The organism is Solirubrobacter soli DSM 22325 (assembly GCF_000423665.1).
Classification (GTDB): domain Bacteria; phylum Actinomycetota; class Thermoleophilia; order Solirubrobacterales; family Solirubrobacteraceae; genus Solirubrobacter; species Solirubrobacter soli.
Genome location: NZ_KE384073.1, coordinates 342983 through 359882 on the forward strand (window position 1 = coordinate 342983; position 16900 = coordinate 359882).

The 16900-nt window shown below is 70.7% G+C and carries 10 protein-coding genes; 4 read left to right on the top strand and 6 right to left on the bottom strand.

Going from position 1 to position 16900, the window contains the following annotated elements; genetic code table 11:
- Nucleotides 1–60 precede the first annotated feature (60 nt).
- Nucleotides 61–3348 (top strand): P-loop NTPase fold protein, encoded by a 3288-nt coding sequence (locus G569_RS0142570; protein ID WP_028067923.1) that lies wholly within the window; start codon nucleotides 61–63, stop codon nucleotides 3346–3348.
- On the opposite strand, the gene aceB is transcribed toward G569_RS0142570, so the two are convergent.
- The 5 genes from aceB to G569_RS0142595 are packed head-to-tail and all read right to left on the bottom strand — an operon-like array spanning nucleotide 3330 to nucleotide 10216.
- Nucleotides 3330–4874 carry a malate synthase A gene (aceB, locus tag G569_RS0142575; protein ID WP_028067924.1) on the bottom strand — a complete coding sequence of 515 codons (1545 nt, stop codon included), beginning with the start codon at nucleotides 4872–4874 and terminating at the stop codon, nucleotides 3330–3332. The two genes, G569_RS0142570 and aceB, sit on opposite strands and share 19 nt — an antisense overlap.
- Complete coding sequence (locus tag G569_RS0142580; protein ID WP_028067925.1) at nucleotides 4871–6097, bottom strand: (Fe-S)-binding protein; 1227 nt, start codon at nucleotides 6095–6097, stop codon at nucleotides 4871–4873. The genes aceB and G569_RS0142580 overlap by 4 nt, the downstream gene beginning before the upstream one ends.
- On the bottom strand, nucleotides 6094–7119 hold the full coding sequence (locus G569_RS56410) for an FAD-binding oxidoreductase (RefSeq protein ID WP_169542378.1): 1026 nt from the start codon (nucleotides 7117–7119) through the stop codon (nucleotides 6094–6096). The genes G569_RS0142580 and G569_RS56410 overlap by 4 nt, the downstream gene beginning before the upstream one ends.
- Complete coding sequence (locus G569_RS0142590) at nucleotides 7116–8564, bottom strand: FAD-linked oxidase C-terminal domain-containing protein (RefSeq protein WP_028067926.1); 1449 nt, start codon at nucleotides 8562–8564, stop codon at nucleotides 7116–7118. The genes G569_RS56410 and G569_RS0142590 overlap by 4 nt, the downstream gene beginning before the upstream one ends.
- Entirely contained in the window at nucleotides 8549–10216 is a 1668-nt protein-coding gene (locus tag G569_RS0142595; protein WP_028067927.1) for an L-lactate permease, read from the bottom strand. The genes G569_RS0142590 and G569_RS0142595 overlap by 16 nt, the downstream gene beginning before the upstream one ends.
- A 183-nt stretch (nucleotides 10217–10399) precedes the next feature.
- Here G569_RS0142595 and G569_RS0142600 point away from each other — a divergent pair, with 183 nt between their 5' ends.
- The 3 genes from G569_RS0142600 to G569_RS0142610 all read left to right on the top strand — a co-directional run bounded on the left by G569_RS0142600 (nucleotide 10400) and on the right by G569_RS0142610 (nucleotide 16381).
- Nucleotides 10400–12733, top strand: a complete 2334-nt coding sequence (locus G569_RS0142600) for an Ig-like domain-containing protein (protein WP_157592697.1) — start codon at nucleotides 10400–10402, stop codon at nucleotides 12731–12733.
- Nucleotides 12733–15918 carry a M14 family zinc carboxypeptidase gene (locus G569_RS0142605; RefSeq protein ID WP_028067929.1) on the top strand — a complete coding sequence of 1062 codons (3186 nt, stop codon included), beginning with the start codon at nucleotides 12733–12735 and terminating at the stop codon, nucleotides 15916–15918. The genes G569_RS0142600 and G569_RS0142605 overlap by 1 nt, the downstream gene beginning before the upstream one ends.
- Before the next feature lie 61 nt (nucleotides 15919–15979).
- Nucleotides 15980–16381 carry a TIGR03618 family F420-dependent PPOX class oxidoreductase gene (locus tag G569_RS0142610; RefSeq protein ID WP_028067930.1) on the top strand — a complete coding sequence of 134 codons (402 nt, stop codon included), beginning with the start codon at nucleotides 15980–15982 and terminating at the stop codon, nucleotides 16379–16381.
- Here G569_RS0142610 and G569_RS0142615 read toward each other — a convergent pair.
- Entirely contained in the window at nucleotides 16354–16896 is a 543-nt protein-coding gene (locus G569_RS0142615; protein ID WP_028067931.1) for a hypothetical protein, read from the bottom strand. The genes G569_RS0142610 and G569_RS0142615 overlap by 28 nt on opposite strands.
- Nucleotides 16897–16900 lie beyond the last annotated feature (4 nt).

Here is a 16900-nt window from a genome sequence, read left to right on the forward strand (position 1 = left end):
ATCACGCGCTAGTCGACGAGGCCGTAGATAAAGGGGCCTGACCCCTTTAGGTTTTCGCGCGTGGACGCATTGAAGACGACGCCGACGGTCGAGGGGGTCGCCTCCGAGCTCGGCAACGCCGGGCCGGTGCCCGCGCAGCGCGTCGTCGACGCGATCCTGTCGCGCCACACGCACGACTACCCGGTGCGGGTGATCGAGTGGCCCGCCGCGTCGCGGGTCGAACCGGTCGATCGCTGGCTGGCCGAGGCGCGCGAGCTGCTGACCGTGCCCGCCCACCCCGAGCTGCACGGCCGCGCCGTGATCCTCGCTCTCGCGCTGGCGGACCCGGTCGCGGGGCGTGAGATCGTCCGCTCCGGCCTCTGGTTCGGGCTGACCGAGCAGCTTCCGGCGCGGTTCGTCGAGGGTCTGACGCCGCTCGGCCTGCAGCGGCTGGAGACGATCCCGCTGCTGGCGGCGATCACTGGCGTCGCGATGGGCACCGCGCAGCTCGACGCGCGGATCAATGACTTGGCGTTCAACCCGAGCGGCCAGCTGATCCTCGTCGGAACGGATCGCGGTTGGACGCTGGTGACGCGCTCCTACCGCCGCCAGGTACGGCGTCGCGACACCCCCAGCCCGGTCTTCAGGGTCGGCTGGACGGCCGACGGGCGCGAACTCCTCGTGGGACGCTCGGGGATCATCGAGATCGATGCGCTGCGCCCGCCGCCGAGAGGCCGGGTATCGCAGGCGTGGCTCGACGGGCGCTCCCAGACGGTGGTGGGTGATGGCTCCGTCCGGGTCGTCGATCCGGCCGGTGCGGTGCTGGGCGAGATCGGCGGCACGGCGACGGACGTGGCGCTCAGCGTCGACGGTGCGACGATCGCCACGCGCGACGACTCCCGCATCGCGCTGTGGGACGTCGCCTCCGGGCGCCAGTACTGGTCGGTGCCGTGTGACGGCGCGGCGCCGCTGGCGATCAGCCCCGACGGGACGCGGATCGCCGCCGCAGGCGCACGCGGCACGCTCTTGGACGCCGCCACGGGGGAGCGGGTCCAGGAGCTCGCGGAACGCGTCGATCACGTCGTGTTCTCCGACGACGGGACGCGCCTGGCGATGGGGTGCGCGGACGGCAGCGTGTACGTCGCCAACCCCGAGACAGGGATGGCGATCGCCCAGCTGGCGGTGACCTCGCCGGTCACGGCGTTGCGCTACGCGCAGGACGGCGAGCAGCTCGTAGCGGGCACCGAGGGCGGCCTGCTGGTGGCGTGGGCGGGGGACTTCCAGCCGCTCGTCCGCCGCGAGCTGACGGCGTACAGCGCCGATGACACCCGCGTGGCCGAGGACCGCACGCAGCGGTTGCCGATCGACCCGGACGTCGACGCGCTCGCGGCGCTGCTCGCCGCGCGCACGGTCGACCCGCCGCTCTCGGTGGGTCTGTTCGGCGACTGGGGGAGCGGCAAGACGTTCTTCATGCGGCGGCTGCGGGGACGGGTGGCGGAGCTCGCCGGCGACGCGCGCGACTCCGGCCAGATGCAGAAGGACGTCGCGTGGCACAAGCGGATCGTGCAGATCGAGTTCAACGCCTGGCACTACGCCGAGGGGAACCTGTGGGCGAGCCTGGTCGAGCACATCCTCGGCAACCTGCGACTGTCCGAGGACGAGGACGAGGACGTCGTGGAGCGGCGGCGGAACGCGGTCGAGCGGCAGATCGTCACCCAGCAGCAGGTGGTCGCCGACGCGCGCGACGACGTCGCGCAGACACTGCGCGATGTCAATGAGGAACGCGCGGCGCTCGAGGAGGAGCTGGCCGAGCTCGATGCCACGGACCCGTTGCGCGAGGTGGCGGCGCCCGCGGTGCGCAAGGCGGTCGCCGATGCGGTCCTGACGCCGGTCGCGGGCGACACGTTCGCGCAGTTGGAGGCCGCGCTCGACGACACCCGCGCCGTGCTCGACCGCGGCACCGAGGTGCTGACCCCGCTCGTCCGCGCCCCCGATCACAAGCGGCGGCTCGCGTGGCTCGCGCTGGCGCTGCTCGCCGCGCCGGTGGTCGCCTGGGTCGTGGCCCGGTTCGCGCCCGAGATCGACGGCCTGGCCGGGGTCGTCGCGGGGCTCGGCGGCCTCGCCGCGTGGCTGCAGCGACAGGCCGCCTGGACGCAAGCGAGGCTCGACGACGTCCAACAGGCGAAGGAGCAGCTCGAGGCGCCGCTGCGTGAGGCGCGCGAGCGCCACGAGGAGGCGATCCGCGCCAAGCAGCTCGCGTACGACGCCGCGGAGCGCAAGGCGCAGGAGGAGCAGGCCAAGCTCGTCGCGCTCGAGCACGAGCTGAAGGTCACGACGCCGTCGCGGATGCTCGCGCGCCTGATCGCCGATCGGGTCGAGTCCGACGACTACCGACGCCACCTCGGGGTGCTCGCGCTCGTGCGCAAGGACTTCGAGGCGATGTCGGACTACCTGCGGATCGGCGCGGGGGAGATCGAGGCCTACGAGACGCTCGAGGAGGAGGAGGCCGACGATGACGCGCGGGTCGGGCGGATCGTGCTCTACATCGACGACCTCGACCGCTGCGAGCCCGACCAGGTCGTCGCCGTCCTGCAGGCCGTGCACCTGCTGCTGGCGTTCCCGCTGTTCACGGTCGTCGTCGGCGTCGACGTGCGCTGGGTCGAGCGGGCGCTGCGGCTGCACCACAAGCACCTGCTCGACCCCGAGGGCGGCGCCGAGCCGCGTGACTACCTCGAGAAGATCTTCCAGATCCCGTTCTGGCTCGAGCCGCTGGACGCCGACGCGTCGCGGGCGATGCTGCGCGGGATGCTCGGCGCGACCGCGCGCCGCGGCACCGCACCGGCGGCGCCGGACGTGGCCGCCGCGACGGACGGGCCGGCGTCCACGCCCGCGCGGACCGGGACGATCGGCGCGGACACGTCGCAGGGCAACGGAGCCACGCCGACCACGGGCGAGCGACCCGCGCCGCTCCGGCCGCCGCCGCCCGCGCCGCGCGACCTGCAGCCGCCGGGCCTCGAGATCACCGACGACGAGCTGGCCGCGATGGACGAGCTCGCGTGGCTGCTCAACCGCTCACCGCGCGCGCTCAAGCGCTTCCTGAACACCTACCGGCTGATCAAGGTGCGCGCCGAGGACCCGGCCGAGTTCATGCGCGAGGCCGAGCCGATCGCGCCCTACAAGGCGACGCTGCTCCTGCTCGCGCACGCGACCGGGCGACCGAGGACCGCGGGCGCGCTCCTGGACGCGATCCTCAGAGACGATCCGGGGGAGGTGACGAGCCCCTGGCCGGTGCAGATGCCGTCGCTGAAGCCATACGCCGAGGAGGTCGTGCGCTTCACCTTCCACTGGCATCAATCGATGTACTCGTAGGCGGGCAGCGTCAGGAAGTCCGGGAACTCGTCCGAGAGCGCGACCTTCTCGAAGATGGCGCGCGTCTCGTCCGGGCGCCCCTTCTGCCAGGTCTCGTCGCCCACCTCGGCGCGGATCTTCTCCATCTCCTCGTCGAGGATCCGCCGCACATGGTCGCGGTCGAAGCGACCGTGGCGCACCCACTGCCAGATCTGGGAGCGGGAGATCTCGGCCGTGGCGGCGTCCTCCATCAGGTTGTTGATGCCGGCCGCGCCGCGCCCGCCGAGCCAGAACGAGATGTACTGGAAGCCGACGTTGACGTCCGAGCGCAGGCCCTCCTCGGTGATCTCGCCCGGGGTGGAGGCGGCGTCGAGCAGCTGCTCCGGTGTGACATCGACGTCGTAGCGCTGCTTGTCGATCTGGTTCGGGCGGTTGCCGAGCACGTCGTCGAACGCCTTCAGGGCGACGTCGACGACGTCGGGGTGCGCGACCCAGGTGCCGTCGAACCCGGCCTTGGCCTCGCGCTCCTTGTCGGCCTTGACGGCCTCGATCGCGCGCTGGTTGGCCTCCGCGTCCTTCCTTGACGGGATGAGCGCCGCCATGCCGCCCATCGCGAAGGCGCCGTGCTCGTGGCACGTCTTGACCAGCAGCTCGGTGTAGGCCCGCATGAACGGGACGGTCATCTTGACGTCGTTGCGGTCCGGGAGCACGAAGTCCGGGTCGTCGCGGAAGACCTTGATCATCGAGAAGATGTAGTCCCAGCGGCCGGCGTTGAGCCCGTAGGAGTGCTCGCCGAGGGCGTGGATGATCTCGGCCATCTGGAACGCCGCGGGCAGCGTCTCGATCAGCACCGTGGCGCGGATCAGTCCGGCAGGCAACCCGAGCGCTTCGCGTGTGAACGTGAAGACGTCGTTCCAGAGCCCCGCCTCGAGGTGGTGCTCCATCTTCGGCAGGTAGAGGTACAGACCCCGGTTTCGCTCCGCCAACCGCGGCCCGCTGTGGAACGCGTACAACCCGAAGTCCATGAACGCGCCGGCGACGGGCTCACCGCCGACCGTGATGTGCTTCTCCGGGAGATGCCACCCGCGCGGGCGCACGAGCAGCGTCGCAGGGTTGTCGATCAGCTCGTAGTGGCGGCCGTCGGCGCCGTCGTAGGTGATCGTGCCCTCGATCGCGTCGATCAGGTTCACGTGACCCTCGACCTGGTTGCGCCAGGTGGGGGAGTTCGCGTCCTCGAAGTCCGCCATGAAGCCCTTGGCGCCGCTGTTGAGGGCGTTGATGACGAGCTTGCGGTCGGTCGGGCCGGTGATCTCGGCGCGGCGGTCCTCGTAGTCCGGGCGGGGCGGCGGGACCTGCCAGTCGCCGCGGCGGATCTCCTCGGTCTCGTCGAGGAACCCGGACGGTGCGCCGCGCTCCGCGCGCGCCTGCAGCAGCTCGGCGCGGCGGGCGCCGAAGCGCTCCTGCAGCTCGCCCACAAAGGCCAGCGCGTCGGCGGACAGGATCGTCTCGAGCGACTCGTCGGGGGGTGCTGCGGACTGGACCTTCACGGCTTCACTCCTCGCAGTGACATGTCGAGCAGGGTCATCGGGTGATAGATGGGGAGGTCGAGGTGCTTGGCGATCTGCAGCGCGCAGCCCGGGTTGGCGGCGGCGATCGCCTCGGCGCCGGTCGCGCGCAGGTTCTCGGCCTTGCGCGCGCCGAGCTTCGCCGCGGCCTCGGGCTGCAAGAGGTTGTAGATGCCGGCCGACCCGCAGCAGAGCTCCCACTCGGCGGGCTCGAGCAGCTCCAGGCCGGGGATGCCGCGCAGCAGCTCACGCGGCTGCAGGCGGACCTTCTGCGCGTGCGCGAGGTGACAGGCGTCGTGGTAGGCGGCGCGCAGCTCGATCGGCTTGCGCACGGCCTGCGGCTCCTCGCTCGCCAGCAGCTCGTGCACGTCGACGACCTTGGCGGAGAACTCGCGCGCGCGGTCGGTGTCGAGGATGTGGCCGTAGTCCTTCATCACCGAGCCGCAGCCGGCGACGTTGGTGACGATGCGGTCATAGCCCTCGTAGGCGGCGATCGTCGCCTCGGCGAGCGGGATTGCCTCCTCGTCGACGCCCGCGTGCATCTGCAGCGCGCCGCAGCAGCGCGGGGAGCGCGGCGCGTGGACCTCCCAGCCCTCGGCGGACAACACCCGCAGCGTGGCCGCGTTGACATCGCCGAAGAACACGCGCTGGATGCAGCCCTGCATGAACGCGACGGTCCCGCGCTTGACCGGAGCGGCCGACGTCTTGTGCTTCGCCAGCGGGCGGTAGGAGGCCTTCGCGGGCGCGAGCGCGAGCATCGCCCGCAGCCGCTCGACCGGCACCAGCGGCGCGAGCTTCGGGCCGAGCTTGGCCCCGGGCGCGAGCGCGCGCAGCCGGGCCGGGTGGGTGAAGACGGCGAAGATCGCGCGCCGGTAGGCGCGCTCCTGCCAGGAGCGCGCCTCGGAATGCTCGATCTGCGGCCGCACTTGCTCGATCAGCTTGTCGTACTGCACGCCGGACGGGCACGCCGTCACACACGCCATGCAGCCCAGGCAGCGGTCGAAGTGGGTGACCATCTCGGGCGAGATCGCCGACGCCTCCTCGTGCCCGATCCGCATCAGCACGATCCGCCCGCGCGGCGAGTCCATCTCCTCCTCGAAGACCGCGTAGGACGGGCAGGTCGGCAGGCAGAACCCGCAGTGCACGCAGTCCTTGATCAGCTCCGGATCGGGCGGCTGGCGCTCGAGATCCCAGGCGGTGCTCATATTCCTCCTACGAACGTGCCGGGACGGAAGATCCGGGCCGGGTCGAAGCGCGCTTTGAGCCGTTCCATGACGGCCTGACCGGGCACCGCTTCGGCCACCTCGGTGACACCGTCGAGGACGACGCAATGCCGCGGAGCGAGCGCCTGGCGGATCGCGGCGATGCGGGAGGCGTCCGGCAGCGCGATCCACGACAGCCCGAGCGCGGCGCGCGAGATCACGGTCCCGTCGCCGGCCGCGCGGATCACGTCCGCGAGGTCCGTCGGGCGGCCGGAGACCTTCACGACGACGGTGCCGCGCTGCAGCGCGCGCACGGTCTCCCAGTCGACGTCGGCGGGCTCGCCGATGCGCCGCGCGGCGTCCTCGGCGGCGGCGCCCGAGAACTCCACCAGGAGCTGCCCGCGCCCGTCCCGCCAAACGGCGTCGAACCGGTCGGCCTCGAGCGGCAGGCGCGCGAGCTCGATCGCCTTGGCCGCGAGCGCGTCCGGGTCGTCGAAGTCGAACGCGACGGTGGCCGTCCGCGTCGGCAGCGGGTGCAGGCGCACACTCACCGTGGCGATCAGGCCCAGCGTGCCGAAGGACCCGGCGAACAGCTTCGCGAGGTCATAGCCGGCGACGTTCTTGATCACCTTGCCGCCGGACTTGGCGACGGTGCCGTCGCTCAAGACCACGCTCGTCCCCACGACGAGGTCGCGCACGCCGCCGTAGCGGTGGCGCAGCGGGCCGGAGTCGGCCGTCGCGACGATCCCGCCGATCGTCGCGCCGCCGGTGTCCGGCGGGTCCCACGCGAGCCGCTGCCCGTGCTCGGCGAACGTCGCCTGCGCGTCGGCGAACGGCACCCCCGCCTCGAGCACCGCGGTGAAGTCGCCCACGTTGTGCTCGAGGATGCGGTCCAGCCCGCCGGTCTCGAGCGGCTCCTCATCACCCGCGGGCAGCCACGGCTTTGTGCCGCCGCCCACCGGACGGATCGGACGCTCGAGGCCTTTGAGCAGCAAAGCCGCCTCGGCGACGGTGGCCGGCCTCAAAACCGCTCCGCCAGGCCGGCCGCCTCGAGCGGGTGCTCCCGGTAGGGACCCGGCACCTCGCCGCACAGCCGCGGCGTCGGCATCAGCTTGCCCGGGTTCGCCAGCCCCGCGGGGTCGAACGCGCAGCGCAGCCGCTGGAACGCGTCCAGGTCCTCCTCGGCGAACATCTTCGGCATGTGCTTCTTCTTGTCGACGCCGACACCGTGCTCGCCGGTGATCGACCCGCCCGCGTCCAGGCACGCGTCGATGATCAGGCCGCTCAGCTCCTCGGCCTTCTCCGCGTCGCCCTCCTTGCGCCCGTCGTAACAGACCAGCGGGTGCAGGTTGCCGTCGCCCGCGTGGAAGACGTTGGCGACGATCATGTCGTACTCGCGGGCGAGCTCGTCGATGCGCTCGAGCACCTCCGGCAGCTTCGTCCGCGGGATCACGCCGTCCTGGACGAAGTAGTTGGGGGAGATGCGCCCCATCGCCGGGAACGCGGCCTTGCGGGTCTTCCAGAAGAGCTGTCGCTCGGCCTCGTCGCGCGCGACGCGCACGTCGTCGGACCCGTTGCGCTCGCAGATCGCCACGACCTCGTCGAAGCGCGCCTCGCACTCGTGCTGCGATCCGTCGAGCTCGACCAGCAGACACGCGGCCCGGCCGACCGGATACCCGGCGTGCGCCATCTGCTCGGACGCCTCGATCGCCCGCGCGTCCATCATCTCGATCGCGCCCGGGACGACACCGCCGCCGACGATCTCGCTCACCGCCTCGCCCGCCGCGAGCGTCGAGTCGAAGAACGCCACCAGGGTCCGCACCGCCTCCGGCGACGGAACCACGCGGAGCCAGATCTTGGTCGCGACGCCCAACGTCCCCTCGCTGCCCACGAACGCGCCGAGCAGGTCGTAGCCGGGCGCGTCGAGCTCGTAGCCGCCGACCTGGATCAGCTCGCCGTCGCCGAGCACGATCTCGAGGCCGGTGACGTAGTTGGTCGTGAACCCGTACTTGAAGCAGTGCGCGCCGCCGGAGTTCTCGGCGACGTTGCCGCCGATCGAGCAGACGATCTGCGACGACGGGTCCGGGGGATAGAAGAACCCCGGCCCGACCGCGGCCGACACGTTCGCGTTGGTCACGCCCGGCTCGACGCACACCCGCCCGTTGTCGAGGTCGATCTCGAGGACGCGCTTCATCCGCGAGAGCACGACCAAAACGCCGTCCTTGACGGGGAGCGCGCCGCCGGACAGCCCGGATCCTGCCCCGCGCGCCACCCACGGCACACCCGCCGCCGCGCACGCCCGCACGACGGCCTGGACCTGTTCGGTGCTGTTCGGCAGCACCGCCGCGGCGGGCGAGGCGTGGTACTGCAGCAGCCCGTCGGACTCATAGGTACGCAGCTGGTGCTCAGCCGTGTAGATCCACTCGTCGCCGACGATCTCCGTGAGCTCGCCGATTAGACGACCATCCATGACAACACCGCCGTCGATTGCAGATACACCAGGACGCACATGATCAGGAGCAGCAGCAGGCTCCACCCGATGACCTTACGGAACAGGTCGCCCTCTTGACCACCGAGACCGACGGCGGCCGCCCCGATCGCGAGGTTCTGCGGCGAGATCATCTTGCCCAGCACGCCGCCTGACGAGTTCGCGCTCGCCAACAACGTCGGGTCAAGGCCCGCCTCCTTGGCGGCGCTGACCTGCAGCACCCCGAACAGCGAGTTCGACGAGGTGTCCGAGCCGGTCACCGCGGTGCCCAGCCAGCCGATGATCGGCGACAGGAACGCCAGCACCCCGCCCGCGCCCGCGATCCAGTTGCCGATCGTCAGCGTCTGCGCGCTGAGGTTCATCACGTACGCGAGGCCGAGCACGGCGGCGACGGTCAGCGTCGCCCACTTGAGCTGGTCGAGCGTGCGGCCGTAGGCGCGCACAGCGGCCGCGGGGGAGATGCGCAGGTAGAGCATCGTCAGCAGCCCGCAGAGCAAGAGCAGCGTGCCGGCGGCGGGCAGCCAGTTGAACTTGTACGTGACCGCGGACGGTGCCTCGCCCTTGGCGTTGAGGATGTCCAGCCCGGGCCACGCGAACTCGGTCGAGCCCTTGGCGATGAGGTCCTTGACCGGACCCCACTGGGCGAGACCGAAGACGACGATGATGATGACGTAGGGCATGTACGCGGCGATCACGTCGGCGCGTGAGTCCGGCCCGCGGCCCTCGCGGCGCCTGACCGCCGCCTCGTGCGCGGCGTCCGCGGTCGCGGCGCCGGCGATCATCGGTCCGCTTCGCCCAGCGCGCTCGCCAACGAGCGGCGTGCTCGGGTGCCAGACGCGCAGGAAGACGACCATCGCACCCACCGACAGCAGCGACGCCACGATGTCGGTCAGCTCGACCGAGAGGTAGTTCGAGCACGCGAACTGCCCGATCGCGAACGCGACACCGCCCGTCATCGCCGCCGGCCACACGGCCTTGATCCCGCGCCGGCCGTCGACCATGCCGACCAGGATGAGCGGGACGAACAGCGCCAGCAGCGGCGTCTGGCGGCCGACCATCGCACCCAGGTCCTCCTTGGGGATGTCCGTCAGGCCCGCGAGCGTGACGATCGGGATCGCGATCGCGCCGAACGCGACCGGCGCGGTGTTGGCCACCAGCGCCACCGAGGCGGCCTTGATCGGCCTGAAGCCGAACGCCACCAGCATCGTCGCGGTGATCGCCACCGGCGTCCCGAAGCCGGCCAGCGCCTCCAGCAGCGCGCCGAACGAGAACGCGATGATCACGGCCTGGATGCGCTGGTCGTCCGAGATCGACCCGAACGAGCGCCGCAGCACCGCGAAGTGCCCGGACTCCTCGGTCATCTGGAAGATCCAGATGGCGTTCCAGACGATCCACATGATCGGGAACAGCCCGAACGCCGCGCCCTCCAAGCCCGCGTCGACCGCTTGACCGACCGGCATCGAGTAGACGATCACCGCGACGAGGATCGCCCCCAGCAGCGACAGCAGCCCGGCCCAATGCGACTTGAGCTTGAGCCCGCCCAGCAGCAGGAACAGCATCGCCAACGGAACCAGCGCGAACAGGGCACTCACGAACAGCGAGTCGCCGACGGGGTCCAGCACCTGCTTGTACATCTCGCCTCCTCGGGTCTGGAGGCGGCCTACCCACGGGGTGTCACCCCGGAACCGTTAGCGACCCGCGCGCTGAGAGATCTCAACGCCCAACGCGTTGCCGGAATTCACACGATCTGAGACGGTCGCGACGCGTAGCACTGTGCGTACGCCGCTGAAGTGGGGTCCGAAGGGGGATGGTTGATTTTGAGGTATCGGGTACTGCCCGTGCTCGTCAGCGCGGGTGTGCTCTGCTTCGCGCAGAGCGCATACGCAGGGTCCGTCACGGTTGACGACGATCATGCGGATTGTCCGGCCGCGGGCTACACGTCCGTGCAGGCAGCGGTCGACGCGGCCGCTCCGGGCGACACGGTCATCATCTGCCCCGGCCAGTACGTCGAGGGCACGGGTGAGGTCGGCACGAACGCGCTGACGATCTCCAAGAGTTTGACGCTCAAAGGCGCGGGCGCGGATCTCGTGACGATCACGCCGAAGTCGTCCGGCCCGGCGTACGGGCGGATCATGGAGGCCACGCCGGACATCCGCAACGGCCTCGGCGACGTGATCGCGATCGTCGGCACCCCGTCGCAACCAGTTGACGTCGACGTCTCCGGCGTCACGGTCGACGGCTGGGACCCGCAGGGCCGGCCGGTCGCCGTCGAGGCGGGCATCGTCTTCCTCGACGCCAAGGGCTCGGTCAACCGCAGCCACGTCACGAACGTCGTCACCTCCGAGGGCGCTGAGGCGTACAACCGCGCCGGCGGCTACCGCGGCACCCAGCCGGGCATCGGCATCGCGCAGGTCACGAACGCGCTCTACGCGCCCGTGGACGGCGCCCGCCGCCTGGAGATCACCCGCACCCGGGTGGACAAGTACAACAAGATCGGCATCCTGATCGACGGCGCGATCAACGACGCGGCGCCGTTCACGTCGTCCGGCACGGTGGACTGGGGCGTCATCACCGCCAGCCAGGTCATCGGGCGCACGCAGTGCATCAACTACCAGGGCACGGGCAACTGCGGTTTGACCGGCGCCGGTTTCCCGGGCCCGGACACGCTGACCACCGGCCCGCTGTTCGGCCAGGACGGCGTCCGCATCACCGCCGGCTCCTACGCGACGATCGAGAGCTCCACGATCTCGCAGAACCTCGTGCTCGGCACGGGCGCCCCGGTCCGCAACTCGGCGACCAACAACGCCAACCTGTCGCTCGGCTCCGGCGTGCGCTACGTCGGCGCGAAGCTGACCAGCTTCTCGACGGCGACGAGCACGGTGATCTACTCGAAGATCGCCAACAGCAACATCGTCGACAACTCGTACGGCGTGATGAACCTGCAGGCCGACGGCGTCACGCCGCAGACCGGCCTCGTCGTCCCGGTCACGACGAACAACACCTCGCCCGGCTACGGCAACCTGCTGTTCGCCGAGAACAACTGGTGGGGTCTGTATGACACCGCCGCCACGAACCCGGGCCCCGCGATCGCCCCGACGACGAACCCGAACTCGGGCGAGAACCCGGTCACGGGCACGTCGACCGCCGACCCGGCGCAGGGCGGGACGACCTCGAACTCGGTCGACTTCTTCCCGTACCGCAACGGCAACCAGACCAACCCGAGCACGGGCCAGTGGCCGGTGCTCTCCGCGCCGATCCCGGTCAACGACGCCGCTCCGACCGTGTCGCTGAGCAGCCCGGCGAGCGCCGCTCCCGGCGCGACGATCACCCTGACCGCCAGCCCGGCTGACGACTTCGGCGTCAAGCGCGTGCGCTTCACCAGCGGCACCACCACGCTCGGCACGGCGTCCTTGCCGCCGTACACGCAGAGCGTCGTCATCCCGGCCGAGGCCGCGTGCAACTCGACGCGTCCGTATGGCGCGGTCGCCACCGACTCGCTCGGTCAGACGGCGGCGGCCACGACGTCGGTGACCGTCTCCTGCCCGGCGCCCGGGCCGACGCCCACGCCCGACCCCGCGGCCGCCCCGACGCTCGCGTTCCAGTCGTGGCCGAGCCCGCTCCGCGGCTCCGGCAACGTCGCGTTCGCCGTCACGGCTCCGGCCGGCCTGAAGTCGGTCGTGGTCTTCCTCGGCTCGCGCCAGGTGTGCTCGATCACCGCCGCGCCGTACAGCTGCACGATCAACGCCACGGGCGCTGACGTCGGCGGCCAGGCGCTGCGCGCCGTGGTCACGGACGTGCTCGGCCGGACGGCCGAGGTCCAGCGCAGCGTGACCGTCGCGAAGTTCACGCCGGACATCAGCCTCAGCGTGGCCAAGAAGTCGGTGAGCGGCGGCAAGGTCCGCCGGACGGTCTCGGGCAAGCTCAAGCTCCCGTCCGGCGTCACCGCGGCCCAGGGCTGCAACGGCTCGGTCAACCTCGTCATCACGCGCGACGGCCGCTCGCTGCTCAACCAGCAGCTCAAGGTGTCCAAGACCTGCACGTTCTCTGCCTCGGTCACGGCCGCGAAGAGCAACCAGTCGTTCTCGGCGAGCGCCCGGTTCGGCGGTAACGCCGTCTTGGCCACCGCCAACGAGACCCGGAGGTTCTCCTGATGTCGCTCCGTCGTAACGCGGTGCGCGCCGCGCTCGCGGTCGGCTTTGCGGCGCTCGCCGCCGCGGCGGCGCCCGCGGTGTCACGCGCCGACGTCGACCCCAAGGGCTGTACCGACACGATCGGTTACAACTCCGCCATCCCCACGTGGGAGCAGTGGTTCGCCGCCCACCCGAACGCCGATGCGGTGCTGCCGTTCGGCGCGGGCATCGCGCGGGCCGGCGGCGGCGCGCCGCAGGGCACCAACGGCGCCGGCACGCCCCCGGCGGGCCGCAACCTGACCGCCGTCATCTACAACTACTGGGACGGCCTCGTCGCCCTGACGGCGAGCGACGAGCAGATCGAGGACCCGAACGGCCCGATCAAGCGCGACGGGAAGTCGTACAGCTACAAGTTCCCGTACCAGGTGATCAAGAAGTCGATCGGCACGTCGGCCAACGGCAAGCCGTACAACTTCTACGTCGCCGGCACGCGCCAGAACATCGCCAACCTCGATGCCGGCGCCAACGACGCCGCGTTCTGGCGGGGCGTGCGCGAGGGCACCATCTCGACCGCGGACGGCCTCGAGGCCGCCTACACGCGGCCGGCCTTCACGTGGAGCACGGCGACCCCGCACGGCGACGAGTCCGCAGCGGGCGAGTCGCTCACGCGCGAGGTCTACGAGCTGCTCTCGCGGACCGACTGCGAGAACGCCCGCCGCATGCAGGTCCTGGACATGTTCCTGATGCCGATCCGCAACCCGGACGGCCACGACGCGGTCACCCGCACGACGGCGTGGGGCTTCGATCCCAACCGTGACTTCGGGACCCAGAACCAGCAGGAGAACGGGCTGTTCGTCCCGCTCATGAACGAGTACCCGGGCGTGTTCTTCATCGACGCCCACCAGCAGGGCGGCCGGGCGTACTTCTTCCCGCCCAACGAGGACCCCGTCCACCACGAGATCAGCCGCTTCGCGCTGAACTTCATCCAGGACACGATCGGCCCGGCGCTGCAGAACGCGTTCAACGCCCAGGGCGACTACTACACCAACTACAGCCAGTACGACCTGTTCACGCCGGAGTACGGCGACACCGTCCCGTCGCTGCTGATGGGCGCGGCCGGCATGACGTACGAGAAGGGCAACGCGAACATCTACGCGCGCCAGATCTACGACCACTACCTGGCGATCGACACGACGATCAACACCACGGCGAACAGCAAGTACACGATCCTCTCCAAGTGGGTCTCTCAGTGGGGCGAGGCCGTCCAGCAGGGCCGCGACTGCAAGCTGCAGGAGAACTCGCTGGTCAGCCCCCTGCACGATCACATCGAGCAGCAGCCGCAGGGCACGATCTGCGGCTACTTCTTCAAGCCCAACCAACACTCCGGTGACACCGCCGCGCTGCTGAACCTGCTGCAGAAGACGGGCGTCCGCGTCTTCAGCCTGGACACCCCGGTCGCCGTCAACGGCTACCACGAGTACGGCCAGGTCTACGCCGACGGCGCGTTCGTCAAGCCCGACCCGGCGGATTCGACCAAGTCGCAGTTCGCCTCGACCGACGGCGTCACGCTGCCGGCCGGCACGCTGTGGATCCCGCTCGACCAGGGCACCAAGCACTGGATCAACGCCCTGCTCGAGGAGAACCCCTGGATCCCGTACAGCTACTACTACGACGTCGTCACGTGGTCCTACCCGCTCAACCGCGGCCTGGCGGGCTCCGGCTTCCTGACGAAGCCGATGTCACCGGGCATCGGGATGACGGAGATCACGAAGACGCAGCTCGGGTCCTTCCCGGCCACGGCGTCCCCGGTCTACGCCTTCAACACGGACTCGATGCAGGGCCTCGCGCTCGCGTCCGAGCTTCTGACCAAGGGCGTCAACGTCTACCGCGGCAAGACGGCGTTCGACGCCGGCGGCACGCACTTCTACACGGGTGCGGCGCTCGTCGACGCGAACTCCCTGGCCGGCAAGGCGGATCTTGCGGCGCTGGCCGCGGCCCGCAACACGCCGGTCACCGGCCTGGCCAACTACCCGGTCGCGCACTTCCAGATGGCGGTGCCGAAGGTCGGGCTCTACACCAACACCAACGACACGACGGGGATTCCGTCGAACCCGTTGTACCCGGGCACCGGGATCGGTCACTGCGCGATCTCCGGCGGCGGCAGCTTCTGCACCGCGCTGTTCACGCTGCGCGTCAAGGACAAGCTGCCGGCCGAGATGATCGTCCCCATCACGAGCACCCAGCTCACGGCCGGGCGCCTGGTGAACGAGCACTTCACGGCGTTCATCAACCCGGGCGCGAACATCACCGCGGGCACGACGACCAACGGCGTGTTCACGATCAACGACACCGGCACGGCGATCCAGAACTTCGTCAACGGCGGCGGCATCTACATCGGCACCAACACCAATGGCGCGGCCTCCGTCCGCCCGTACCTGTCGACGGTCAACACGAACACGATCTCCCAGCTGCTGACGCCGGGCGCCACGTTCGACGCGACCTTCGACACCACCAACCCCGTCGCCTGGGGCTTCGACCTCGGCGGCTGGATCTACCGCGACAGCAACGGCAACCCGGTGTTCGACGGCTCCGCCGCTTCGGTGGGCACCGGCAAGGTCGTGGCCAAGTACGCGGACTCGGTCGCGCGTACCCCGGGCCACTACGGCTACCAGACGAACGCCGCCGGCCTCGCCGGTCGCCCGGTGATCGTCGACACGCCGTCCGGCGCCGGTCACACGGTGATCATCGGCTACGACGCGTTCTATCGCGCCTGGAAGGAGCAGGACGAGCGCCTGGTCCTCAACGCGGCGCTGTACCCGATCGGCGCGGAGATCGCTCCGACCGCCCCGTCGGCGGAGACGGCCGCTCCGGCTCCGTCGTTCGCGGACGTCAAGCCGGCCGCCGCGCCGGAGACGAAGCTGGTGACGAAGGTCGCGGGCGTCAAGCCGGCGGCCAACGTCCCGTCCCGCGACGTGCTGATCCGCGTCAAGCGCGCCGACAGCGCCAAGCTCAAGGCGGCCGTGAAGGCGGCCAAGCTGAGCAAGTCGATCCAGCGCAAGGTCAGCTACAAGACGACCAAGACGACGGTCACGCTCGTCGTCAAGGGCGTCCGCACCTCCGACGAGCACGCTCGCCGCGCCTGGGTGTCGCGCATCCAGAACGGCCTCGCGAAGCGTAAGGTCAACGTCATCTACGGCATCGTGTAGATCGAACCGACGGAGGGCCGGCTGTCCGGCCGGCCCTCCGTTCGACCTTTGGAGGAAGCGCGTGGCCGATCTGCCTGAGGAAGTGCGGGACCTGCTCGCCGGGGCGAACATCGCCCACATCGCCACGCTGCTCCCCGACGGCTCGCCGCACTCGGTGGCGGTCTGGGCGGGCGTGCACGGGCCGCACGCCTACTTCTTCACCCAGGACCGCTCGCGCAAGGCGCGCAACCTGGCTCGCGACCCGCGGCTGGCGATCTCGCTGGTCGACTCGTCCAACCCGTACAGGACGGGGTGGCTGCGCGGGCGCGTGGTCGAGACGGTCAAGGGCGAGGAGGCGCTCGTGCTGATCGACGAGCTCTCGATGAAGTACGTCGGGATGCCGTTCCCGATGCGGTCCGGCACGGTCTTCCTCGTCGAGGCCGAGAAGGCCGGCGGTCAGACTTTGCCGTTCAAGGCGCCGTAGAGCGCGGCGGCGAGGGCGCTCGGGAGGTCGAGCGTCGTTCCCGCGCGGGTCGCGACCTTCGTCCGGGGACTGAACGCGAGCGCGGGGAACGTGCCGTCGGCGAGTCCGACCGCGAGCGCGAAATGCAGGCCGTGCGACGCCTTGACCGCTTCCTCGGTCCACGGGTCCTGGTCGGTGTAGACGGTCGCGACGCCTGCCGCGGCGGCGACGCGGATGGCGCGGCCGAGGTCGGTGGGCGTGGCCTTCGCGAGGTGGATCGCGACGCCGGGGTGCGGCTCGAACGGCGGGCGCTTGGCCACGACCAGCACGTCGTCGCTCGGCAGGCCCTCTTTCGTGACCAGCGTGGTGAAGCGGTTGGCGAGCGCGGGCTCGAGCCGCGCGGCGATGGCCTCGGGGTCGCCGGCCGCGACGTCGAGGACGTCCTCGGCGAAGCGCATGGCGTTCTCGAGCGCCTCGAAGCCTTCGAGGACGACGAGGTCGTCGGCCCGGCGTGCCTCGAGGAAGCGGTCGAGCATGGAG